At 71.5% G+C, this 23712-nt stretch carries 18 protein-coding genes and 1 pseudogene; 7 read left to right on the top strand and 12 right to left on the bottom strand.

The genetic code is table 11. The annotated features are described in order from the left end of the window. Positions 1–124 precede the first annotated feature (124 nt). From AB0B29_RS28065 to bldG, 3 genes are all read right to left on the bottom strand, one after another. The gene (locus AB0B29_RS28065; RefSeq protein ID WP_362244239.1) at positions 125–2530 is read right to left on the bottom strand and encodes a sodium-translocating pyrophosphatase; all 2406 of its coding nucleotides are present in this window, start codon (positions 2528–2530) and stop codon (positions 125–127) included. Positions 2531–2804: 274 nt separating this feature from the next. After that, complete coding sequence (locus AB0B29_RS28060; RefSeq protein ID WP_362244238.1) at positions 2805–3242, bottom strand: ATP-binding protein; 438 nt, start codon at positions 3240–3242, stop codon at positions 2805–2807. 119 nt (positions 3243–3361) lie between these two features. After that, positions 3362–3703, bottom strand: a complete 342-nt coding sequence (gene bldG / locus AB0B29_RS28055; protein ID WP_003991900.1) for an anti-sigma factor antagonist BldG — start codon at positions 3701–3703, stop codon at positions 3362–3364. Between the two features lie 78 nt (positions 3704–3781). Here bldG and AB0B29_RS28050 point away from each other — a divergent pair, with 78 nt between their 5' ends. Beyond that, positions 3782–6379: a DEAD/DEAH box helicase gene (locus AB0B29_RS28050; protein WP_362244237.1), complete on the top strand. Its 2598-nt coding sequence runs from the start codon at positions 3782–3784 to the stop codon at positions 6377–6379. A 40-nt stretch (positions 6380–6419) separates the two neighbouring features. Here AB0B29_RS28050 and AB0B29_RS37805 read toward each other — a convergent pair. The 7 genes and pseudogenes from AB0B29_RS37805 to ssd form a co-directional block, all read right to left on the bottom strand. Continuing rightward, positions 6420–6617, bottom strand: a pseudogene (locus AB0B29_RS37805) (Rv3654c family TadE-like protein); the annotation flags it as partial. A gap of 80 nt (positions 6618–6697) precedes the next feature. After that, the gene (locus tag AB0B29_RS28040) at positions 6698–7057 is read right to left on the bottom strand and encodes a TadE family type IV pilus minor pilin (RefSeq protein ID WP_362244236.1); all 360 of its coding nucleotides are present in this window, start codon (positions 7055–7057) and stop codon (positions 6698–6700) included. After that, positions 7044–7253 carry a DUF4244 domain-containing protein gene (locus AB0B29_RS28035; protein WP_362244235.1) on the bottom strand — a complete coding sequence of 70 codons (210 nt, stop codon included), beginning with the start codon at positions 7251–7253 and terminating at the stop codon, positions 7044–7046. Before AB0B29_RS28035 ends, AB0B29_RS28040 begins: the two co-directional genes overlap by 14 nt. Positions 7254–7323: 70 nt before the next feature. After that, positions 7324–8115 carry a type II secretion system F family protein gene (locus tag AB0B29_RS28030; RefSeq protein WP_362244234.1) on the bottom strand — a complete coding sequence of 264 codons (792 nt, stop codon included), beginning with the start codon at positions 8113–8115 and terminating at the stop codon, positions 7324–7326. After that, the gene (locus AB0B29_RS28025; RefSeq protein ID WP_362244233.1) at positions 8112–8984 is read right to left on the bottom strand and encodes a type II secretion system F family protein; all 873 of its coding nucleotides are present in this window, start codon (positions 8982–8984) and stop codon (positions 8112–8114) included. The genes AB0B29_RS28030 and AB0B29_RS28025 overlap by 4 nt, the downstream gene beginning before the upstream one ends. After that, positions 8981–10189: a TadA family conjugal transfer-associated ATPase gene (locus tag AB0B29_RS28020; RefSeq protein WP_362244232.1), complete on the bottom strand. Its 1209-nt coding sequence runs from the start codon at positions 10187–10189 to the stop codon at positions 8981–8983. Before AB0B29_RS28020 ends, AB0B29_RS28025 begins: the two co-directional genes overlap by 4 nt. After that, complete coding sequence (gene ssd, locus AB0B29_RS28015; RefSeq protein ID WP_362244231.1) at positions 10186–11289, bottom strand: septum site-determining protein Ssd; 1104 nt, start codon at positions 11287–11289, stop codon at positions 10186–10188. Before ssd ends, AB0B29_RS28020 begins: the two co-directional genes overlap by 4 nt. Positions 11290–11871: 582 nt before the next feature. Between ssd and AB0B29_RS28010 the strand changes: the two genes are divergently transcribed. After that, a complete protein-coding gene (locus tag AB0B29_RS28010) occupies positions 11872–12705 on the top strand; it encodes an HAD family hydrolase (protein WP_053669683.1) in 834 nt (277 codons plus the stop codon). Positions 12706–13037: 332 nt separating this feature from the next. On the opposite strand, the gene AB0B29_RS28005 is transcribed toward AB0B29_RS28010, so the two are convergent. Continuing rightward, positions 13038–13862, bottom strand: coding sequence for an oxidoreductase (locus tag AB0B29_RS28005; RefSeq protein ID WP_362244230.1), 825 nt, complete (start codon positions 13860–13862; stop codon positions 13038–13040). 210 nt (positions 13863–14072) lie between these two features. After that, on the bottom strand, positions 14073–15338 hold the full coding sequence (locus AB0B29_RS28000; RefSeq protein WP_362244229.1) for a hypothetical protein: 1266 nt from the start codon (positions 15336–15338) through the stop codon (positions 14073–14075). A gap of 292 nt (positions 15339–15630) precedes the next feature. On the opposite strand from AB0B29_RS28000, the gene AB0B29_RS27995 reads away from it, so the two are divergent. From AB0B29_RS27995 to AB0B29_RS27975, 5 genes are all read left to right on the top strand, one after another. Next, positions 15631–18000 carry a bifunctional SulP family inorganic anion transporter/carbonic anhydrase gene (locus AB0B29_RS27995; protein ID WP_362244228.1) on the top strand — a complete coding sequence of 790 codons (2370 nt, stop codon included), beginning with the start codon at positions 15631–15633 and terminating at the stop codon, positions 17998–18000. Positions 18001–18528: 528 nt separating this feature from the next. Continuing rightward, positions 18529–20487, top strand: coding sequence for an acetate--CoA ligase (acs, locus tag AB0B29_RS27990; protein ID WP_362244227.1), 1959 nt, complete (start codon positions 18529–18531; stop codon positions 20485–20487). Between the two features lie 235 nt (positions 20488–20722). Next, positions 20723–22159, top strand: coding sequence for a Na+/H+ antiporter NhaA (gene nhaA, locus AB0B29_RS27985; RefSeq protein WP_362244226.1), 1437 nt, complete (start codon positions 20723–20725; stop codon positions 22157–22159). Positions 22160–22280: 121 nt separating this feature from the next. After that, a complete protein-coding gene (locus AB0B29_RS27980) occupies positions 22281–22769 on the top strand; it encodes a phage holin family protein (protein WP_362244225.1) in 489 nt (162 codons plus the stop codon). Next, on the top strand, positions 22766–23704 hold the full coding sequence (locus AB0B29_RS27975) for an alpha/beta fold hydrolase (protein ID WP_362244224.1): 939 nt from the start codon (positions 22766–22768) through the stop codon (positions 23702–23704). Before AB0B29_RS27980 ends, AB0B29_RS27975 begins: the two co-directional genes overlap by 4 nt. The last annotated feature ends 8 nt before the right edge of the window (positions 23705–23712 follow it).

Raw genomic sequence — 23712 nt, 5'->3', positions numbered from 1 at the left:
TTGTAACCTTTTGCACCAAGCGAGAGAAGGCTCACGCGTGATCGTCTACCCACACAGCGCGGGCGGACGACACGCCAACGCGTGCCGCCCGCCCGCACCTTGAGCTGGGGCTGGAGAACCCTCCCTACGAAACCACCGCCGGATCGGCCGACTTGGGCTCCGAACCTGCGTTGTCTTCGTCACCCATGGCGATTCCGCGCCGCTTTGAGACGTACACCGCCCCCGCGATCACCAGGAACGCCAGGACGGCGATCAGGATCCGCACCCCGATGCTCCGGTCCGGGCCGTAGGAGAACTTGATCACCGCGGGCGCGATGAGCAGGGCCACCAGGTTCATGACCTTCAGCAGCGGGTTGATCGCGGGGCCCGCGGTGTCCTTGAACGGGTCGCCGACCGTGTCTCCGATCACGGTCGCCGCATGGGCCTCGCCACCCTTGCCACCGTGGTGGCCGTCCTCGACGAGCTTCTTGGCGTTGTCCCAGGCGCCACCGGAGTTGGCGAGGAACACCGCCATCAGCGTGCCCGCACCGATCGCGCCCGCCAGGAACGCGCCGAGCGGGCCGACGCCGAGCGTGAACCCGATGAAGATGGGCGCCATCACGGCCAGCAGACCGGGCGTGGCGAGCTCGCGCAGGGCGTCCTTGGTGCAGATGTCGACGACCTTGCCGTACTCCGGAGTCTCGCTGTAGTCCATGATCCCGGGCTTCTCGCGGAACTGCCGGCGCACCTCGTAGACCACGGAACCCGCCGACCGCGACACGGCGTTGATCGCCAGCCCCGAGAAGAGGAAGACGACCGCCGCGCCGGCGATGAGACCCACCAGGTTGTTGGGCTGCGAGATGTCCATCATCAGACTCATCGGGGCACCGTCCCCGCTGAGTTTCTCGCCCACGTCCCGCGCACCGGTGAAGATCGCGTCACGGTACGACCCGAACAGCGCCGCCGCCGCGAGCACGGCCGTGGCGATCGCGATGCCCTTGGTGATCGCCTTGGTGGTGTTGCCGACCGCGTCCAGGTTGGTGAGCACCTGCGCGCCCGCGCCCTCGACGTCGCCGGACATCTCCGCGATGCCCTGCGCGTTGTCGGAGACCGGCCCGAAGGTGTCCATCGCGACGATCACACCGACCGTGGTGAGCAGGCCGGTGCCGGCCAGCGCCACCGCGAACAGCGCCAGCATGATCGACGTGCCGCCCAGCAGGAACGCCCCGTACACACCGAGACCGATCAACAGGGCGGTGTAGACGGCCGATTCGAGACCCACGGAGATACCGGCGAGGACGACGGTGGCCGGGCCGGTGAGCGAGCTCTTCCCGATGTCCCTGACGGGGCGGCGGGTGGTCTCGGTGAAGTAGCCGGTCAGTTGCTGGATCAGGGCGGCGAGCACGATGCCGATGGCCACCGCGACCAGCGCGAGGACCCGCGGGTCGCCGTCCTTGCCCAAAATCGCATTGTCGGTGACGCCGTCGAGCTCGGAGTACTTCCCCGGCAGGTAGACGAAGACGGCCACTGCCACCAGCACGAGCGAGATCACCGCGGAGATGAAGAACCCGCGGTTGATGGCGCTCATGCCGCTGCGGTCGGCGCGCCGGGGCGCCACCGCGAAGATGCCGATCATGGCGGTGATCACACCGATCGCCGGCACGAGCAGCGGGAAACCGAGCCCCGCGTCCCCGAAGGCCGCCGAGCCCAGGATGAGCGCGGCGACCAGGGTCACGGCGTACGACTCGAAGAGGTCGGCCGCCATGCCCGCGCAGTCGCCGACGTTGTCGCCCACGTTGTCGGCGATGGTCGCGGCATTGCGCGGATCGTCCTCCGGAATGCCCTGTTCGACCTTGCCGACCAGGTCGGCGCCGACGTCGGCGGCCTTGGTGAAGATGCCGCCGCCGACACGCATGAACATCGCGATCAGTGCGGCCCCGAGGCCGAAGCCCTCGAGCACCTTGGGCGCGTCGGCCGCGTACACCAGCACCACGCAGGAGGCGCCGAGCAGGCCGAGACCCACTGTGAACATGCCGACCACGCCACCCGTACGGAAAGCGATCTTCATCGCCTTGTGCGAGACCGTGGTCAGATCCTTTTCCGGCTCGCCTTGAGCCGGAGTCGCTTCACGCGCCGCCGCGGCGACACGCACATTGCTGCGCACGGCGAGCCACATGCCGATATAGCCGGTGGCCGCCGAGAACGCCGCTCCGATCAGAAAGAACACCGATCGTCCGGCACGCTGACTCCAGTCGTCCGCGGGCAGCAGCATGAGCAGGAAGAACACGACCACGGCGAATACGCCGAGCGTGCGCAGCTGACGGGCCAGATAGGCGTTGGCCCCTTCCTGGACCGCCGCCGCGATCTTCTTCATGCTGTCGGTGCCCTCGCCGGCCGCGAGTACCTGGCGCACCAGGACGCCCGCGACCGCCAGCGCCGCCAGTGCGACGACCGCGATGACCACGATGAGAACGCGGTTGCCATCGGTCAGTACGGCGGCTGCGAGGTCTGTGGGATGGCCCGACTGTTGTGAGAGGGAAAGCCCCGCCATTCGTCCTCCTTGACGCTTGGGCTGAGCTCAAGATGTGGACGGGATTGTAGGTACCGGAACCTGATCTAAACAGAGCGCGATAAACGGAATTGGCCTTCCGGGGTAATGCCCTGAAAGCATTCCGAGACTGCCGGAGGGCGCATGAATGATCGTGAACGAATTCACGCGATGAACGGCACAGGAACTACTGTAAAGGCGAGCACTGACACCCGCACATGACGAAGGGCCCCACGGGTGGGGCCCTTCGGAAGAACGGGTGAGTGAGGTGGCGGGGTCAGACCAGAATCGTCGGCGGCGGTGTGGTCGGCCAGGTCATCTTGATCAGCCCGCCGTGCTCGCCGGCGCTGACCTCGACGTCGTCGACGAGTCCGCTGATGACCGCCAGGCCCATCTCGTCCTCGTCGGCCTCACCGTCCGTATCGCCGGGCCCCGCGCCGGGAGCGCGCTCGCCGGCCACCACATGCGGGGCCTCGTCGCCGACCTCGATGGAGAACTGCTTCTCCTCCTCGATCAGCAGCACCTTCACGGGTGCTGAGATCCCGACGGTCTGGTGCAGCCCGACGGCACGGGTGCACGCCTCACCGACGGCGAGCCTGACCTCGTCGAGGACGGCCTCGTCCACTCCGGCCCTGCGCGCCACCGCTGCCGCCACCAACCGGGCGGTCCTGACGTGCTCGGGCAGCGCGCTGAAGCGGAGCTCAACGGTGGCCATGCATCCCCCTCGCAACTACGGGCGTGCTGTCGAGAGGCGCCGGGCCGCCGAAGCCCGGGCCCCCTCGGTCTTCTTTCGCCGGCCATCGGCCGACCCGGGCACACGGCCCGGGACCGGCGTCAGTCGGTGGCCGCAACCGCTTCCTCGACCGAGGTGTGAATCGGGAACACCTTGGTGAGACCGGTGATACGGAAGATCTTCAAAATGCGCTCCTGGTTGCAGACCAGGCGCAGGGAGCCCTCATGGGCCCGCACGCGCTTCAGGCCGCCGACCAGTACGCCGAGTCCGGTGGAGTCGAGGAAGTCCACGCCCTCCATGTCGACGACAAGGTGGAAACTGCCGTCGTTCACCAGCTCGACCAACTGCTCGCGCAGCTTGGGCGCGGTATATACGTCGATTTCGCCACCGACCCTGACGATCGTGCGATCGCCCATGGTTTCGGTCGACAGGGACAGGTCCACGGATCCTCCAGCACCTTGCTATCGAGCGGTCGCCCTAGGGGCATTCGGCTTCAGCCCCTGGACGCTTCGCCAGCCGCGATGGCATTCAATCACTTACCGGCAGGCGTGCACGACGCCTTGGCTCCATTGTCCGTCACTCCAGTGACACACTCGGTGCCGATGGCCAAGAATCACCGATCCGATCGGACCCCGACGGACCCCGCCTCCCGGCCCGCGCCGGGCGCGGTCCTGGACCGGCTCGCGTCCGGTCCGAGCAGGGCTTCGCGCATTACTCATACGGAGCACTTGCCCCCGCGTGAGGGTCGCCATGCCGTCTGGCCCGACCGGATCCGCGCGGAGGTCGTGGCGGCCGTGCGAGCCGCGGGCATCGAGCATCCCTGGGCCCACCAGGCACGGGCGGCCGAGCACGCCCTGGACGGCGAGTCCGTCGTGGTCGCCACCGGCACGGCCTCCGGCAAGTCCCTGGCCTACCTCGTGCCGGTCCTGTCCACCCTCCTGGAGGGCGCGGAGGCCCCGAACGGCCGGGGCGCCACCGCCCTCTACCTGGCACCCACCAAGGCGCTCGCGGCGGACCAGTGCCGGTCGGTGAAGGAACTTTCACACCCTCTGGGCCATTCGGTGCGCCCAGCCGTGTACGACGGCGATACTCCGTTCGAGGAACGCGAGTGGATCCGCCAGTACGCCAACTACGTCCTGACCAACCCGGACATGCTGCACCGGGGCATCCTGCCCTCCCACCCCCGCTGGTCCTCCTTCCTGAAGTCGCTGAAGTACGTCGTCATCGACGAGTGCCACACCTACCGCGGTGTCTTCGGCTCGCACGTCGCCCAGGTGCTGCGCCGGCTGCGCCGTCTGTGTGCCCGCTACGGCGCGTCGCCCGTGTTCCTGCTGGCCTCGGCGACGTCCGCGGAGCCCTCGGTGGCCGCCCGGCGTCTCACCGGCCTGCCTGTGCTGGAGGTGGCCGACGACGCCTCCCCACGCGGTGAACTGGTGTTCGCCCTCTGGGAACCGCCGCTGACCGAGCTGCACGGCGAGAAGGGCGCCCCGGTCCGCCGCACGGCCACCGCCGAGGCCGCCGACCTGCTGACCGACCTCACGGTGCAGGGCGTGCGCTCGGTCGCCTTCGTCCGCTCCCGGCGCGGCGCCGAGCTGATCTCGGTCATCTCCCAGGAGCGTCTGGCCGAGGTCGACCGGTCGCTGACCCGGCGTGTCGCGGCGTACCGGGGCGGCTATCTCCCGGAAGAGCGCCGCGCTCTCGAACAAGCCCTCCATTCGGGTGAACTCCTGGGCCTCGCCGCGACGAACGCCCTCGAACTCGGCATCGACATCTCCGGCCTCGACGCGGTCGTCATCGCCGGCTACCCGGGCACCCGGGCCTCCCTCTGGCAGCAGGCGGGCCGGGCCGGACGGGCCGGGCAGGGGGCCCTGGCCGTCCTGGTCGCCCGCGACGACCCGCTGGACACCTTCCTCGTCCACCACCCCGAGGCCCTGTTCGACCAGCCCGTCGAATCGACTGTCCTCGACCCCGACAACCCCTACGTGCTGGCCCCGCACCTGTGCGCGGCCGCGGCGGAGCTGCCCCTGACGGACGAGGACCTCGACCTGTTCGGCCCGGCGAGCGAGGGCCTGCTGCCGCAGCTGGAGGCCGCGAAGCTGCTGCGCCGCCGGACCAGGGCCTGGCACTGGACCCGCCGTGAGCGCGCCGCCGACCTGACGGACATCCGCGGTGAGGGCGGGCGCCCGGTCCAGGTCGTCGAGACCGGCACGGGCCGGCTGCTCGGCACGGTCGACGCCGGCGCCGCGCACTCGACGGTGCACGAGGGGGCGGTCCACCTCCACCAGGGCCGCACCTACCTGGTGCGGTCGCTGGACCTGGAGGACTCCGTCGCCCTCGTCGAGGAGGCCGCCCCGCCGTACTCAACGGTCGCCCGCGACACCACGGCCATCTCCGTCCTGGAGACGGACGTGGAGATCCCCTGGGGCGACGGCCGCCTCTGCTACGGCTCCGTCGAGGTCACCAACCAGGTCGTCTCCTTCCTGCGTCGTCGGCTCATCACGGGTGAGGTCCTGGGCGAGACGAAGCTCGACCTCCCTCCTCGTACGCTGCGCACCCGCGCCGTGTGGTGGACCGTCACCGAGGACCAGCTGGACCGCGCCCGGATCAACCCGGAGATCCTCGGCGGCTCCCTGCACGCCGCCGAGCACGCGTCGATCGGCCTGCTGCCCCTCTTCGCGACCTGTGACCGCTGGGACATCGGCGGCGTCTCGATCCCGCTCCACCCCGACACGCTCCTGCCGACGGTCTTCGTCTACGACGGCCATCCGGGTGGTGCGGGCTTCGCGGAGCGCGCCTTCCACACCGCCCGCACCTGGCTGACCGCCACCCGCCAGGCCATCGCCTCCTGCGAGTGCGACGCCGGCTGCCCGTCCTGCGTCCAGTCCCCCAAGTGCGGCAACGGCAACGACCCGCTGCACAAGAGGGGGGCGGTGCGGCTCCTCACGGTGCTGCTGGAGGGGGCGCCGGAGGAGAAGGAGCGGGCGGACGAGGCACCTGCCCCTCCAAAGCCGCCGGGAGGCCCAGCGGAGCCGTCGGGAGGCCCAGGCGAGCCGCTGGCAGGTCCAGCGGAACCGCCGGGCGGCCCAGGGGAGCCGCCGGAGGCCCCGCCCGCGCCCTGACCTCCGCCGTGAACGGACCCCGGCCCGACGCCGCCGTCACATCGGAGACGTCCCCGGCGACCTCGCACCGCACCAGCCGTACGCCCTGCGCCCGGGCCACCCGTCCGGCTCGGGCGCAAGCCGCCGGGTGGCCCTCGGCCCAGTGGTCCGCCGCGGCGAGCGCCGCGAGATCCGCCCCGCCCGCCGCGCGATGCCGGACGACGACGGCCTGCCCGAGCGCGAGAACGACGCCGAACACCACGCACAGAGCCGCGATCGCCCCGACGCTCCAGACGGTGGCGGAACCCCTGTCCGACCCCACCACCGCTCGGCACCCTCTCACGTGCCCACCGCCTCCTCCACCGACGCCACGGCCTCCTCGCGCACGGCGAAGTACAGGCCCCGCAACACCGGCGGCTCGGCCACGACGGTCACCCGCACGTGCTCCGCGTCCCGGCTGACCGTCACCTTCGCCCCGGGCGGCGCCGCCTCGCGGGTCAGCTTCACGACCGCGCCGGGCGGGTCCTGGCGGGCCGCCGCACGCGCGCCCGTCCGCGCCGCGTCCACGCACTGGATCTGCGCGGCCACGACCAGCAGCCCCCACACCAGCGCCATCGCGAACATCACCAGCACCGGCAGCACCACGGCCGACTCCGCCGTGACGAACCCCCGGTCCGCACCCCGCTCACATCCGCGCACTGAGGGCGTCCTTCACGATCTTCTGCAGTTCCGCGCTGACCGCGCCGCTCGTGACGACCTTGTAGAGCACCACCGCGAACGCCACCGCCGCGACGATTCCCATCGCGTACTCGGAGGTGACCATCCCCGTGTCCCGCCGCGCCGCACGCATCCCACACACCAGGGCACACAGCCGTGCCCGTACCGCCTTGTACATCTCGACCCCCGTAGGAAGAAGTTCGAACCATCACTGTTTGCCGCTCACTTGCTCCGGGTCCGTCGCCGCGTCACCCACCACCCCCTCCGAGCACCCCGCCCGCGAGTCCGATCACCACGGGCAGCACCCCGACCGCGATGAACGCGGGCAGAAAGCAGAGCCCGACCGGAGCGCTGACCATCACGCCCGCTCGGCGGGCCCTGGCCGTCGCGGCGCGGCCCCAGTCGGCCCGGGCCTCGGCGGCGAGCCGTGCGACCGGCACCGCCGCCGGCAACCCGGACACATCGGCCCGTTCGAGCAGCCGGGCCAACCCTTCGGCTCCCGGCAGGGCACCCAACCTCCGCCAGGCCGAGCCCGGTTCGCCGCCCAACCGCACCTCCGCCGCACCCCGGCCGAGGGCATCTCCGACAGGGCCGCCCAGTGCCTCACCCACCGCCTGTGCCGCGATCACCGGGCCGGCGCCCGCCGCGATGCACGCCGCCAGCAGGTCGGCGGCGAGGGGCAGTTGCCGCGCCGCCTCTGCGAGGTCGGGTGCGCCCGGGTCCGCGCCGGCCGTCTCCCGGCTCGATCGCCACCGCCACACCCCCACCGCCCCGGTCAGTCCCACGGCGGCCCCGACGGGGCCTCCGATCAGCGCCCATCCGGCACACGCCACGCCCACGGGTGCCGACCACGTCTGTGCGGTCCTGCGCCATTCCGGCCGGGGGACGGCAACAGCCACTTGCCGGATTCCGGACAGCTCGGTCAGTCGCCGGCGCATCCTCCGACGGCGCCGCGCCCGTACCAGTCGGCGCGCCAGCCATCCGGCGGCCAGCACGATCCCCACGGCCGCCCCCAGCCTGTGGACGACGTCGCCGCTCATGCCGCAGCCTCCGCGCCCCGCACGATCCGCCCCACCCACCACAGCCCCAGACCCTCCAGCACCCCGCCGGCCGCCAGACAGCCCAGACCCGCTCCGGTGTGCAACAGGACGTGGAGGGGGTCGGCACCGAGGGCGGTCCCGATGGCGAGCCCCAGGGCAGGCAACCCGGCGAGCATCACCGCCGTGGCCCGGGCTCCCGCCAACTGGGCGCGCAGGTCACACTGTTGGTCGCGTTCGGCGCGCAGGGCAGCGGCGAGCCGGTCGAGTCCGTCCGCGAGTCCCGCGCCCTGGTCCACGGCCACCCGCCAGCACGCCGCGAGTCCGCGCAGGCCCTCGGCGCCCGGTTGCCGTGCCGCAGTGGCGAGCGTGTCCGGCACGTCACCGCCGAACCGCGCCGCGGCCAGCACCGTGGACTGCGCGTCCGCGAGTCCTCCGCAGTCCCGGGCGGCCCGCAGCAGGGCCTCCCCCGGTTGGCGTCCCGCCCGCACCTCACCGCCGAGCGCCCCGCACAACCCGATCACCGCGTCGGTCCGGCGTTCCCGGTCCCGCCGCTCCCGGCCGGCCAGCCGGGCCCGCCGCAGCAACGGCACCCCGGCCGCCCCCAGGACGACCGGCAACACCGACGCTCCGAGCACCGCCAGCACCAGCCCGGCCACCGCCGACCACCACTCGGCCCGCAGCCGCCCACGAACGCGCCGCAGCTCATCGGCCGTGCGCGACCACCCCGGGGATCCCCTTCCCGGGGGGCCGCCCACCGCGAGCAGTATCCGTGCCCGCCGTGCCGTCCCGTCGCGCTCGGCCAGCAGCCAGACAGCCGCCCCCATGCACGCCACGGCCACACCCACCGTCATCCCAGGCGCCCCCGTCATGACTCTCCCCTCTCGTCCACACCTGGCTCGCTCCCAGTCGTCCCGCCCCGCAGCAGGCCCTTCAGCCGCTCCCATCCGCGCTCACGCACGAACGCCTCCGCTCCCCACCGCAGCGCCGGCACCGTCCGCACCAGTCCGGACGCGTCCCGCTCCAGCACGTGCACCTCGGCGATCCGCCGCCGCCCGGCCCGGTCGCGCACCAGGTGCAGCACCACGGAGAGGGCAGCCGCCAACTGGCTGTGCAGCGCTGCCCGATCGAGCCCCGCGGCCGTGCCGAGCGCCTCCAGCCGGGCCGGCACATCGGCGGCGGCATTGGCGTGCACCGTCCCGCAGCCGCCCTCGTGGCCGGTGTTCAACGCGGCCAGCAGGTGCACCACTTCGCGCCCGCGCACCTCGCCCACGACCAGCCGGTCGGGCCGCATCCGCAGCGCCTGGCGCACCAGGTCCTCCAGCGTGACGAGGCCGGCGCCTTCCTGGTTGGCGGGCCTGGTCTCCAGTCGTACGACGTGCGGGTGGTCGGGCCGCAGCTCCGCCGAGTCCTCGGCGAGGACGATCCGCTCCCCCGGTCCCACCAGCCCCAGCAGGGCACTCAGCAACGTGGTCTTGCCGGTGCCGGTGCCGCCGCTGACGAGGAAGGACAGCCGGGCGTCGAGCAGCGCGCGCAGCATGCGGTCCCCGCCCGGGGGCACGGTGCCCGCCGCGACCAGCTCGCCGAGCGTGAAGGCCCGCGGCCTCACGACCCGCAAAGACAGGCAGGCGCAGCCCACGGCCACCGGTGGCAGCACCGCGTGCAGCCGCGTCCCGTCGGGCAGCCGGGCGTCAACCCAGGGCCGGGCGTCGTCCAGGCGGCGTCCGGCCACGGCGGCGAGACGCTGGGCGAGCCGTCGCACGGCCGCGGCGTCCGCGAACCGCACCTGCGTCAGCTCCAGTCCGCCGCCCCGGTCCACCCAGATCCGGTCCGGGGCCGACACCAGCACGTCCGTGACCGACGGATCGGCGAGGAGCGGCTCCAACGGCCCGCTGCCCACCAGCTCGGACCGCAACTGTGCGGCGGCTCCCAGGACTTCGGTGTCCCCTAGGACCCGCCCCTGCTCCCGCAGGGCCTGCGCCACGCGCGCGGGGGTCGGCTCGGCCCCGCTCTCGGCCAGCCACCGACGCACCCCGTCGAGCAGGGCCGCGCCCTCGAGTCCGGCGACGGTGCTCATGCTGTACCCGCCTCGACGAGCGCGCGCTCCCAGAACTCCCTGCAGAACCGGGCCAGCGGTCCCCGCGGGGCGGTGCCGGGGGGTGCCGTGCCCTCGTCGGGGCGCGACAGCCCCTGTTCGACCGGCACCTCGCCTACCAGGGGTAGTCCGAGCAGCCGGGCCACCTCTCGGTCGTCGAGCCCCGGCGGGTACGGCCCGCGGACCGCCACCCGCAGGTCCCGGAGAACCATGCCGACCGCCGAGGCGACCCGTCCCGCGGCCGCGACGGCCCGCAGCTCCGCGGGCACCACCAGCACACCCACATCCAATTGGGAGAGAACCTCGGCGACGCCGTCGTCGATCCGGCGCGGAAGGTCGACCACGACGGTGCCGCCCCGGCGCCGGGCCGCCGCGAGCACCGCGCGCACCGCCTGCGGCGGGACCGCGATCCGATCGCCGCGGTCCCAGCTGAGCACCCGCAGCGCGTGCAGCTCGGGCAGCGACTCCTCCAGGGCCCCGCCGCCGACCCGTCCGCGCGAGGACGCGAAGGCGGGCCAGCGCAGCCCCTCGGCCGTCTCACCGCCGAGGAGTACATCGAGTCCGCCACCCAGTGGATCGGCGTCCACGAGGAGGGTGCGCAGCCCCTCCCGCGCGGAGGTGACGGCGAGGGCGCATGCGAGCGTGGACGCTCCGGCCCCGCCCCGGCCGCCGATGACGCCGACGGTGAGGGCGGGCCGGCCGACGCCCTCGGCCACGTCGGCGATCCGGTCGACCAGCCACTGCTCGCCGTCGGGCAGCATCAGGACGTGCTCGGCGCCGATCTCGACGGCCCGCCGCCACACCCCGGAGTCGTCCTGGTCCCGGCCGACGAGTACGACGCCCCTTCTGCGCGCGGCCCCACGCACCCGCCGGGCGGCGTCGTCGCCGACCAGGACGAGCGGTGCGGCCTCCCAGCTGCCTCTGCGCTCCGGCACCCCGTGGTGTACTTCGGGTGTGGCGCCGGCTGCCGCGCACAGGCGCAGCAGATCGTCGAGGAGTTCGGTGTCCTCGGTGACGATCAGCGGTCCTCCCTGCCGCCCTCCGGCGGCCGGCGGCGGATCGTGTGTGACGGTTCCGGCCACGGTTTCCAACCCCCTTCGCTGCACGACTCGCGCGGCCCTTGCGGCCCCGCGATTCCCATACGTGGGAAGAACCGACAAGCGGCCTCCCTGTGAACGGCCGGCAGAAACCGGCCGAACGCCCCCGGGTACTCGGAACCGGCCATGAACTCGCCGCGAGCGGGACGCGTCGCAATCACGGTGCAGCGATCCCGGAAATCGTGTGGATCTTGGTGGATAACTGTGGACGTCCGGCGAGTTGTGGATATCGCCGTCACCCATACCGGTGAGCCACTCAGACCCTGTGTTCGCCGTCCGGAGAGCAGCCCGGCGACTACACCACGTAACGCAGCATGAGCATGACAACTGCGCCCCGGGAGTCGCAGCGGAACGGCTGCCAGGCCGCAAGAAGAAGGAAAAACCCACCCGGACATGCGACGACCCCCGCCGGGGGGGAGAGCGGGGGTCGTCCCCACGGCCGACTCGGGGGGGGAGGAGTCGGGCCGGGTTAGCACGGTCGCGAACGATCCGTGACTTCCATGGTGTACCCGAGGGCCTCCTCAGGCAAACCCACGCGCCCCACCTTACGCCGAATGGGCTGCCCCTATGCTCTGGGGCGTGGAAAACCACTCGTTGCCCCGCACAGCCGCCTTCTTTGACCTGGACAAGACGGTCATTGCGAAGTCGAGCACGCTCACGTTCAGCAAGTCGTTCTACCAAGGCGGTCTGATCAACCGCAGGGCCGTCTTGCGTACCGCATATGCCCAGTTCGTCTTCCTCGCCGGCGGCGCCGACCACGACCAGATGGAGCGCATGCGCGCATATCTGTCCGCCCTGTGCCGCGGCTGGAACGTGCAGCAGGTCAAGGAGATCGTCGCCGAGACGCTGCACGACCTGATCGATCCGATCATCTACGACGAGGCCGCCTCCCTGATCGAGGAGCACCACACCGCCGGCCGCGACGTGGTGATCGTGTCCACGTCGGGTGCGGAGGTGGTCGAGCCGATCGGCGAGCTGCTGGGCGCGGACCGCGTGGTCGCCACCCGCATGGTCGTGGGCGACGACGGCTGCTTCACCGGCGAGGTGGAGTACTACGCGTACGGCCCGACCAAGGCGGAGGCCGTCAGGGAACTCGCCGAGTCCGAGGGGTACGACCTCAGCCGCTGCTACGCCTACAGCGACTCGGCGACCGATGTGCCGATGCTGGAGTCCGTGGGCAACCCGCACGCCGTGAACCCGGACAGGGCACTGCGCCGCGAGGCCCTCGCGCGCGGGTGGCCGATCCTGGACTTCCACCGCCCGGTCCGGCTCAAGCAGCGCATCCCCGCGTTCTCCGTACCGCCGCGCCCGGCGCTCGTCGCGGTCGCCGCGATAGGCGCCGCCGCGGCCACCGCGGGACTCGTCTGGTATGCGAACCGGCGCCGGGCGACGGTCGCTTGACCTGTGGCGATTGCCCTTCCTGTGTGAATCCGAAAGTAAAGAAGCAGGGGCTGGACTTCCGCTTGTTGCGGGGCAGGAGTACAAAGGACTCAACGGCCCGCGAGACCAAGGACATCCGAGAGGATCACCTTTTTACTCATTTGGCCCCACGGACCGAGCATGAACACCGGGCACCCACGCGACGTCGACCCGTCGAATACGGGCCAGCCACACCAGGGGACGGGCAAAGCTCCCGGCCTGATGGGCATATATCGAGGACGCTTGGTAACCCGATGCTCATGCCAGCGGCGGTACGAGTTCTCGTACCGCCGCATTTATGTGGCCCGGTGATGTCAGGCCGCTCCGCGCTGCAGCGCCTCGCACACCGCCATCGACTCCCGCGCCCCCAGTTCGACCGCTCTGCCGCAGTGGGCGATCCATGCGGCGACGCCCTCCGGGGTACCGGAGACGTACCCGGCGAGGGCCTCCAGGTACGCGTCGCGTCCCAGTTCGGCGTGACCGACCTCGGCCGCGCAGACCGACTTCGGGTCCAGCCCGCTGCCGACCAGGACGATGCGCTCGGCCGTACGCGCGACCAGGCCGTTGCGGGACGTGAAGGGACGCAGTGCGAGGAGCTCGCCGTGCACGACGGCGGCCGTCACCAGGGCCGGAGCGGAGCCGCCCGCGATGATCAGCCCGGCCAGTCCGTCCAGCCTGCCGTGCGTTTCGGTGGCACTCGGCAGCGGCAGCGCGACGAGTGGCTCGTCGACCGGCTCGCCTTCCTTGCGGGGCCGTCCCACCTGGTCGCCCTTGTCCGCGGCGGCCACCAGGTGCAGCCGGGCCAGCACCCGCAGCGGTGACTGACGCCAGATCGAGAGCAGCTGGCCCGCCTCCGCGGTGAGCCGCAGGGCGGCACCCACGGTGCGGGCTTCGTCGTCACCGCTGAAGTCCGTGCGCCGGCGCACTTCCTCCAGGGCCCAGTCCGCTCCGGACAGCGCGGCCGAGCCGCGGGCGCCGCGCAGCGCGGCCTCGGAGGTGATCGCGTTGCTGCGCCGCCGCATGACCCGGTGTCCGTAGACCCGGTCCACGGCCTTGCGTACGGACTCCACGGAATCGGCCACTCCGGGCAGCGCCCCCAGGGCCGCGAGGGGGTCGGCGGTCGCGCCTGCTGTACTCATGAGTACGACCCTACGCACCCCGGGGCCCGGGCCCACGGGGGAGTGGCCTTCTTCACGCGCGCGCCGGACGACGTCCGATTCACGGGCCAGTGCGCCAGACGACGTCTGATGCACGCGCGCGTGCGCCGGACGACGTCCGATTTACGCGCGCGTGCGCCGGACGACGTCCGATTTACGCGCGCGTGCGCCACCAGACGTCCGCCCGAAGGACTACCTCCCGGCCGCCGGAGCCCCGGGCACACCCTTGGGTGCGGGGGCGGGCCGGTCCGACAGGAAGGACGCCCAGCCCGCCTCGGGTGCCTGGCCGACCGGCAGGGTGCGCAGCTTTTCCAGCGTCTTCGGGTCCTGGGCGTCGAGCCAGTCCACGAGCTGCCGGAACGAGACGCAGCGCACCTCCTCCCTGGTGCACACCGTCTCGATGACCTCCTCGACGGCCCGCATGTAGGTGCCGCCGTTCCAGGACTCGAAGTGGTTGCCGATGATCAGGGGCGCGCGGTTGCCCTTGTAGGCCCGGGTGAAGCCCCTGAGCAGGCCGTCCCGCATCTGGTCGCCCCAGAAGTCGAACTTGGCGGGGTTGCCCTGGGTGGTGGTGCCGGACTGGTTGACCATGAAGTTGTAGTCCATGGTGAGCTGCTCGAAGGAGTGGCCGGGGAACGGCACGAGCTGCATGGATACGTCCCACAGGCCCATCTTCTTCTCCGGCCAGACCTGGTCGTTCACGCCGCTGGTGTCGTAGCGGAAGCCCATGTCACGGGCCGCCCTCATGAAGTTGCGCTGGCCCTCGAGGCAGGGTGTGCGGGCCCCGATGAGCTCCTTGTCGTAGTCGAAGGGCAGCGGGGAAGCGCTTTTCAGGCCGGCGTTGGTCTTCCAGGTCTTGACGAACTGCTTGGCCTGGGAGATCTCGTCCTTCCAGTCCCGCACCGACCACTCGCCGACGCCGCCGCCGCTGCCGCAGAAGTGGCCGTTGAAGTGGGTGCCGATCTCGTTGCCCTCCAACCACGCGAGGCGCAGTTGCTTCGCGGTGGCGGCGATGCCCCGGCGGTCGTTGAAGCCGATGTCGGAGCGGCCCGGGGAGTGCTGCGGCGGCCGGTACCGGTCGCGCTTGTCCTCCGGCAGCATGTACACGCCGCTCAGGAAGTACGTCATGGTCGCGTTGTTCTTCCTGGCGACCTCGCGGAAGTGCGAGAACAGCTTCTGGCTGTCCTCGCCTGCGCCGTCCCAGGAGAAGACGACGAACTGCGGGGGCTTCTGGCCGGGCCGCAGGCGTTCGGGGCGGGGCAGGTGCGGCTGGGCCCCGGTGTAGGCGGTGGAGCCGTCCCCGATCAGCCGGACCGCGCTCTTCGGCGCCTTTGCGGGTGTCGCCTTCGGCGGGTCGGGGGTCTCTTGCTGGGGGGTGTCGGTCGCGCAGCCGGCGAGCGATGCGGCGCAGACCGCTGCGATCACGGAACCCGCGGCGATCCTGTGGGTGGCGGCCATGTTCCGCCCACCTTCTTCCTTCTCTCGGGTGCGGACGCCGCCAAATTCGCACGAGACCGAGAAGGAATTAGTAGGACAAGCCGATCAAATGGCCACTTCACCCTTCAGAGTGATCTATTCACCCATTTGCCCGTAAAGTCTATGCTTAGCCTTTACTCTGCATTACGATCCGTTTACCGAGCGTGTTGATTCATCCCGCCGATTTACGCCGTGACCGCCGCGACCGATACCCCGCCCCGAGCGGGCCCCCCAGTCATGCGACCGCCGCAGCCCCGGAGGAGACGGGAAAACCATGTCAGCCTGCGTCCCCACACGCGTCAACGACCCGAACCGAACCGAACGCACCCATCCGCCGCACAGTCCGCCGCCGGCCGGGCCCCGCCGATTCCGGATCGCGGGTGCCGACGTGTCGGCCTCGATCGCGGTCTTCCTGATCGCGCTGCCCCTGTCCCTGGGCATCGCCCTGGCCACCGGTGCCCCCCTCCAGGCCGGCCTCGTCGCCGCCGCCGTGGGCGGGCTGGTCGCCGGGCGGCTCGGCGGCTCCCCGCTCCAGGTGAGCGGACCGGCCGCCGGACTCACCGTCGTCACCGCCGACCTCATCCAGCGGTACGGCTGGCGGACCACCTGCGCCATCACGGTCCTCGCAGGCCTCGCCCAACTGGGCCTCGGCTGCCTGCGCGTGGCCCGCGGCGCCCTCGCCGTCAGCCCCGCGATCGTGCACGGCATGCTCGCCGGGATCGGCGTCACCATCGCCGTCGCCCAGCTGCACATCGTGCTCGGCGGCACACCCCAGAGCTCCGTCCCGGACAACCTCCGTGCCCTGCCCGCCCAGTTGGCGCACATGCGCCCCGAGGCGGTGTCGGTCAGCGTGCTGACCCTGGCTCTGCTGTTGCTCTGGCCGCGACTGCCCGGCCGGGCCGGACGCCTGCTGCGCACGGTGCCGGCAGCGCTCGTCGCCGTCGCCGGAGCCACCTCGGCCGCCGCCCTCGCCGGGCTCCGCCTGCCCAAGGTCGACCTGCCGTCCTGGAGCAACCACGCCCTGGCCGGTCTGCCCGAGGGCCCCGTGCTCGGCCTGGTCGCCGCCGTGCTCACCACCACGCTGGTGTGCAGCGTGCAGTCGCTGCTCGGTGCGGTCGCCGTGGACAAGCTGGTGGCCGGCCGTCCCGGTCTGTCGCCCCGCGTCGGGCGCTCGAACCTCGACCGTGAACTGCTCGGGCAGGGAGCCGCCAACATCGTCTCCGGCTCGCTCGGCGGACTGCCCATCGCCGGCGTGGCGGTGCGGAGTTCGGCGAATGTGCACGCGGGTGCGGTCAGCCGGAACTCCACGATGCTGCACGGCGTTCTCGTAGTGATCGCCACACTGCTGATGGTCCCGATCCTGGAGCTCATCCCGCTCGCCTCGCTCGCCGCCCTGGTGATGGCCGTCGGCATCCAGATGGTGTCCCTGAACCACATCCGCACGGTGACCCGCCACCGTGAAGTGTGGGTCTACGCCGTCACCACCCTCGGCGTGGTCTCCCTCGGCGTCCTGGAGGGCGTGGCGCTCGGCATCGCCACGGCGGTGGGCGTCGCCCTGCACCGCCTCACCCGCACCCGCATCACGCACGAAGAAAGGGAAGGAGCCCATCACGTACACGTCAGAGGACAGTTGACGTTCCTCGCGGTGCCGCGGCTCAGCCGGGCCCTGCATCTCGTGCCCCACGGTGCCGACACCGTCGTCGAGCTGGACGGGTCGTTCATGGACCACGCGGCCTACGAGACGCTGCAGGACTGGCAGAAGACGCACACCGCGCAGGGCGGCACCGTCGAGATCACCGGCCGGCACTCCGGCACCCGCATCTCCGAGCCCCAGACCTCCGGCGACTGCCGCTGCCGGCCCTGGACACCCTGGCGCAACCACCAGTGCGACGGTCCCCGGTCCGTACCCCCCGCCGAGAAGAACGCGGTCGGGCCGGACCGCCCCGCCCCGGACCCGACGGGCACCGCCGGAGCCAGCGGGCACGAACTGGCGCGTGGCATCAGCGCGTTCCAGCGCAACACCGCACCCCTGGTGCGCAGCGAGCTGGCGCGGCTGGCGAGAGAGGGCCAGCGGCCTTCGCAGCTGTTCCTGACCTGCGCCGACTCCCGGCTGGTCACATCGATGATCACCTCCAGTGGTCCGGGCGACCTGTTCGTCGTGCGCAACGTGGGCAACCTCGTCCCGCGCCCGGGCGAGGAGAGCGGTGACGACTCGGTGGCGGCGGCGATCGAGTACGCCGTGGACGTGCTCCAGGTGCGCTCCATCACGGTGTGCGGGCACTCGGGTTGCGGTGCCATGCAGGCGCTGCTCAGCTCCGAGCCGGGAGGCGCCCGGAGCCCGCTGAAGCGGTGGCTGCGGCACGGGCTGCCCAGCCTGGAGCGCATGGCCGACGACAGTCTGCCCCGGGGTGGACTGGCCGGGCGTTCCCCCGAGGACGCGGTCGAACAGCTCTGCCTGACCAACGTGGTCCAGCAGCTGGAGCACCTGCGCGCCCACGACTCGGTGGCCCGGGCCATCGAGGAGGGCGGCCTGGAGCTGCACGGGATGTACTTCCACGTGGGCGAGGCGGAGGCGTACCTGCTCACCGAGACGGACACGGGTGGCGTCTTCGACCGGGTCCGGGAGTCCGACCTGACGGCGTGAGCCAGACGCCGAGGCCGGGCCCGACGCCGAGGCCGGGCCCGACGCCGGGGCCGGGGGTGTTCCCGTCCGGCCCCGGCCGACGCCACCCCCGCCGCCGCGGCGGCCGCCACCGGCACCGGCCCACCGCCACCGGCCACCGACCACCGACCACCGACCACCGACCACCGACCACCGACCACCGACCACCGCCACAACCCCACCGACGCCGCCGGTGATCCCCGTCACCGGCGGCCGTCGAGTTCTCCGTGAACACCACTCGCCGCTGCCGCCTCGGCTCCGTACCGCACGGCACAGGTGACGGGCGCGGGCACACACACTGAACTTTCCCTGGTCGGCGTCCGTGGGTACGGATGACCCCGGTCCCCGACAGCACCGCCCCGACAGGTCTAAACCAATCGACGGTCGGCCCTTGTCATCGCACCCTCGGGTCTGATGAGCTGTGGCCTGGGACACAACGGACACCCTGGGAAAGGCAGATGCCGTGAGCAACGAGAGCCTGGCCAACCTGCTGAGCGAGGAGATGGGACAGTGAGCGAGAATCCTTCCCTCTCCAACCTGCTCAAGGAAGAGCGCAGGTTCGCACCCCCCGCCGACCTGGCCGCCGACGCCAACGTCACAGCGGAGGCGTATGAACAGGCCAAGGCTGACAGGCTCGGCTTCTGGGCCGAGCAGGCCCGCCGGCTGACCTGGGCCAAGGAGCCCACCGAGACCCTCGACTGGTCGAACCCGCCGTTCGCCAAGTGGTTCAAGGACGGCGAGCTCAACGTCGCCTACAACTGCGTCGACCGCCATGTGGAGGCCGGACACGGCGACCGGGTCGCCATCCACTTCGAGGGCGAGCCGGGCGACAGCCGCGCGATCACCTACGCCGAGCTCAAGGACGAGGTCTCCAAGGCGGCCAACGCCCTGCTGGAGCTGGGAGTCCAGGCGGGCGACCGGGTCGCCGTCTACATGCCGATGATCCCCGAGACGGCGATCGCGATGCTGGCCTGCGCCCGGATCGGCGCCGCCCACTCCGTCGTCTTCGGCGGCTTCTCCTCGGACGCGCTCGCCACGCGCATCCAGGACGCCGACGCGCGCGTGATCATCACGTCCGACGGCGGTTACCGGCGCGGCAAGCCGTCCGCGCTCAAGCCGGCCGTGGACGAGGCCGTCGAGAAGGCCGGCATCGTCGAACACGTCCTGGTCGTGCGCCGCACGGGCCAGGAGGTCGCCTTCACCGAGGGCCGCGACGTCTGGTGGCACGACCTGGTGGGACGGCAGAGCGCCGAGCACACCCCGCAGGCCTTCGACGCCGAGCACCCGCTGTTCATCCTCTACACCTCGGGCACCACGGGTAAGCCCAAGGGCATCCTGCACACCTCCGGCGGCTACCTCACCCAGACCGCCTACACCCACCACGCCGTCTTCGACCTCAAGCCGGAGACCGACGTCTACTGGTGCACCGCCGACGTCGGCTGGGTGACCGGCCACTCGTACATCGTCTACGGCCCGCTGGCGAACGGCGCGACGCAGGTCATGTACGAGGGCACGCCCGACACCCCGCACCAGGGCCGCTTCTGGGAGATCGTCCAGAAGTACGGCGTGACGATCCTCTACACAGCGCCGACCGCGATCCGCACGTTCATGAAGTGGGGCGACGACATCCCCGCCAAGTTCGACCTGTCGAGCCTGCGGGTGCTGGGCTCGGTGGGCGAGCCGATCAACCCCGAGGCGTGGATCTGGTACCGCAAGAACATCGGTGGCGACCGCACCCCGGTCGTCGACACCTGGTGGCAGACCGAGACCGGCTCGATGATGATCACCCCGCTGCCGGGCGTGACCGCGACGAAGCCCGGATCTGCGCAGACGCCGCTGCCCGGGATCTCCGCGACGGTCGTCGACGACGAGGCCAACGAGGTGCCGAACGGTGGTGGCGGCTACCTGGTGCTGACCGAGCCGTGGCCGTCGATGCTGCGCACCATCTGGGGCGACGACCAGCGCTTCATCGACACCTACTGGTCGCGTTTCGAGGGCAAGTACTTCGCCGGTGACGGTGCCAAGAAGGACGAGGACGGCGACATCTGGCTGCTCGGCCGGGTCGACGACGTCATGCTCGTCTCGGGGCACAACATCTCCACCACGGAGGTCGAGTCCGCGCTCGTCTCCCACCCCTCGGTCGCCGAGGCGGCCGTGGTCGGTGCCGCGGACGAGACGACCGGGCAGGCGATCGTCGCGTTCGTGATCCTGCGCGGTACGGCCGCGGAGACCGAGGACCTGGTCGCCGAGCTGCGTACGCACGTCGGCAACACCCTCGGGCCGATCGCCAAGCCCAAGCGGGTGCTGCCGGTGGCCGAGCTGCCCAAGACCCGCTCCGGCAAGATCATGCGCCGCCTGCTGCGGGACGTCGCCGAGAACCGCCAGCTGGGTGACGTCACCACGCTGACCGACTCCACGGTGATGGACCTCATCCAGTCCAAGCTGCCCGCCGCGCCCAGCGAGGACTGAGCAGGGCACCGGCATGACGACGCCGACGGAGGGCACCCATGTTCGGGTGCCCTCCGTCGGGGCGCTGCGGCGGCGAAAGACCGCCGGATGCGTACAGCCGTACGTTTACCTAAACTAAGCAACACAACAGCTCCGTAATCTGCTCCGTCATCCGAGCAGAACAAGTGCTCCATGGTGCGCCGGGAAGTCTGGTCGGCAGGTGTTCCGTCCTGCCCACCGACCGGAGGTCTCCCTCGTGACCGCGCCCCGCCCCACCACCCCCCGCAAGGTCCTCGGCCGGCTGTCGCTCCCCGAGCGGACGTATGTGGCGGACGCGCTGCGCACCGAGACCGTCGGCGGGGTGCTACTGCTCGCCGCCGCCGTCATCGCACTGCTCTGGGCGAACATCCCCGCGCTGCACGACAGCTACGAGAGCGTCTCCCACTATCACCTGGGCCCTGCCGCCCTCGGCCTCAACCTGTCCGTCGCGCACTGGGCCGCCGACGGGCTGCTGGCGATCTTCTTCTTCGTCGCCGGGATCGAGCTCAAGCGGGAACTCGTGGCGGGCGACCTGCGCGACCCGAAGGCCGCCGCGCTGCCGGTCGTCGCCGCGCTGTGCGGCATGGCCGTACCGGCGCTCGTCTACACCCTCTCCAGCGTCACCGGCGGTGGCTCCCTGGACGGCTGGGCCGTGCCGACCGCGACCGACATCGCGTTCGCGCTCGCCGTACTCGCCGTGATCGGCACCTCCCTGCCGAGCGCGCTGCGGGCCTTCCTGCTCACGCTCGCCGTCGTCGACGACCTCTTCGCGATCCTGATCATCGCGGTGTTCTTCACCGACGACCTGAACTTCGCCGCGCTCGGCGGTGCCGTCGCGGGTCTGGTGCTCTTCTGGCTGCTGCTGCGCACGGGGGTGCGCGGCTGGTACGTGTACGTGCCGCTGGGCCTCGTCGTCTGGGCGCTGATGTACAACAGCGGCATCCACGCCACCGTCGCCGGTGTCGCCATGGGCCTGATGTTGCGCTGCCACCGGCACGAGGGGGAGGGCCGCTCCCCCGGCGAGCACATCGAGCACCTCGTACGGCCCCTGTCGGCGGGGCTCGCGGTGCCGCTGTTCGCGCTGTTCAGTGCGGGCGTCGCGGTCTCCGGCGGGGCGCTCGCCGATGTGTTCACCCAGCCGGAGACCCTCGGTGTGGTCCTCGGTCTTGTCGTCGGCAAGGCGCTCGGCATCTTCGGCGGGACGTGGCTGGCGGCCCGTTTCACCCGGGCCTCGCTCAGCGACGACCTCGCCTGGGCGGACGTGTTCGCAGTGGCGAGCCTCGCCGGCATCGGCTTCACCGTGTCGCTGCTCATCGGTGAACTCGCCTTCGAGGGCGACCAGACGATGACGAACGAGGTGAAGGCCGCCGTCCTGATCGGTTCGCTCGTCGCCGCGACACTCGCGACCGTCCTGTTGAAGATCCGCAACGCCGAGTACCGACGACTGTGGGAGGACGAGGAGCGCGACGAGGACGCCGACGGCATCCCGGACGTGTACGAGGAGGACGACCCGGCGTACCACCTGCGGCTCGCCGCCGTCTACGAGCGCAAGGCCGCCGAACACCGCAGGATCGCCCAGGAGAAGGCAGCGGCGCGCCACGGGCTTGCCGAAGTACCGGGCGGGGCAGGCGAGGACCACCACCGTCCGGCATGATCTGACGAGACGGTACAAAAGACGGGACCGTACGCAGTCAGGCCGTACCCAGTCGGACGACTGCGGCGGGTCAGGAACAAGACGCGGAAAACGGACCGTACGCAGAAGAGGGAGACCCGCGATGAGCGCACCCGACGGCAGCCCGGTCGGCGCCGAACGCAGCATCGGCCAGCTGTTCGCCTCGGCGACGGCGGAAATGTCGGCGCTGGTGCACGACGAGATCGCGCTGGCGAAGGCTCAGCTCAAGCAGGACGTGAAGCGCGGCGCGACCAGTGGCGGCGCCTTCTCGGCGGCCGGCGCGGTGCTGATCTTCTCCCTGCCGATGCTGAACTTCGCGCTGGCGTACGGCATCCGCACCTGGAGCGACTGGAACCTCGCGGTCTGCTTCCTGCTGTCGTTCGCGGCGAACGTGCTGGTCGCCGGGGTGCTCGCGCTGATCGGCGTGACCTTCGCGAAGAAGGCCAAGAAGAGCAAGGGCCCGCAGAAGGTCGCCGCGTCGATGAAGGAGACCGCGGTCGTGCTGCAGAAGGCCAAGCCGCACCCGCGGCCGGAGCTCGCACAGGACCGGGTCCCCGAGGCCATCGAGGTTGTGGCACGCTCGTCGTCATGACGGACCCCGCACCGCCCCCTGCTCAACCGGCTTCGGCCGTCCTGCTGGACGGCCCCTGGAGCCATCGCGACGTCGCCGCCAACGGCGCCCGCTTCCACATCGCCGAGCTGGGCGACGGACCGCTGGTACTGCTGCTGCACGGCTTCCCGCAGTTCTGGTGGACCTGGCGGCACCAGCTGGTGGCACTCGCCGACGCGGGCTTCCGGGCCGTCGCCATGGACCTCAGGGGCGTCGGGGGCAGCGACCGCACACCGCGCGGCTACGACCCCGCCAACCTCGCGCTCGACGTCACCGGGGTCATCCGCTCCCTCGGCGAGCCGGACGCCGCGCTGGTCGGCCACGACCTGGGCGGATACCTCGCGTGGACGGCGGCCGCGATGCGGCCCAAGCTGGTGCGGCGCCTGGCGGTCGCGTCCATGCCGCACCCGCGGCGCTGGCGTTCGGCCATGCTGCGGGACGTCAAGCAGACCCGCGCCGGTTCACACATCTGGGGGTTCCAGCGGCCCTGGATCCCGGAGCGGCAGCTCACCGCTGACGACGGGGCGCTCGTGGCGGAGCTGATCCAGGAGTGGTCCGGGCCGCGCCCGCCCGAGGACGACGCGCTGCAGACGTACCGCCGCGCCATGTGCATCCCCTCCGCGGCGCACTGCGCGGTCGAGCCGTACCGCTGGATGGTGCGTTCCCTGGCCCGCCCGGACGGCGTCCAGTTCAACCGCCGGATGAAGCGGCCGGTGCGGGTGCCGACGCTCCATCTGCACGGCTCGCTCGATCCCGTGATGCGCACCCGCAGCGCGGCCGGCTCCGGCGAATACGTCGAAGCGCCCTACCGCTGGCGTCTGTTCGACGGCCTCGGGCACTTCCCGCACGAGGAGGACCCGGTCGCGTTCTCCTCGGAACTCATCAACTGGCTGCGGGATCCCGAACCCGACCGGTGACCGGTGAC

The sequence above is a fragment of the Streptomyces tibetensis genome (genome assembly GCF_040647715.1).
Taxonomy (GTDB): Bacteria; Actinomycetota; Actinomycetes; order Streptomycetales; family Streptomycetaceae; genus Streptomyces; species Streptomyces tibetensis_A.
This window is presented reverse-complemented; position numbering and strand designations above follow the sequence as displayed.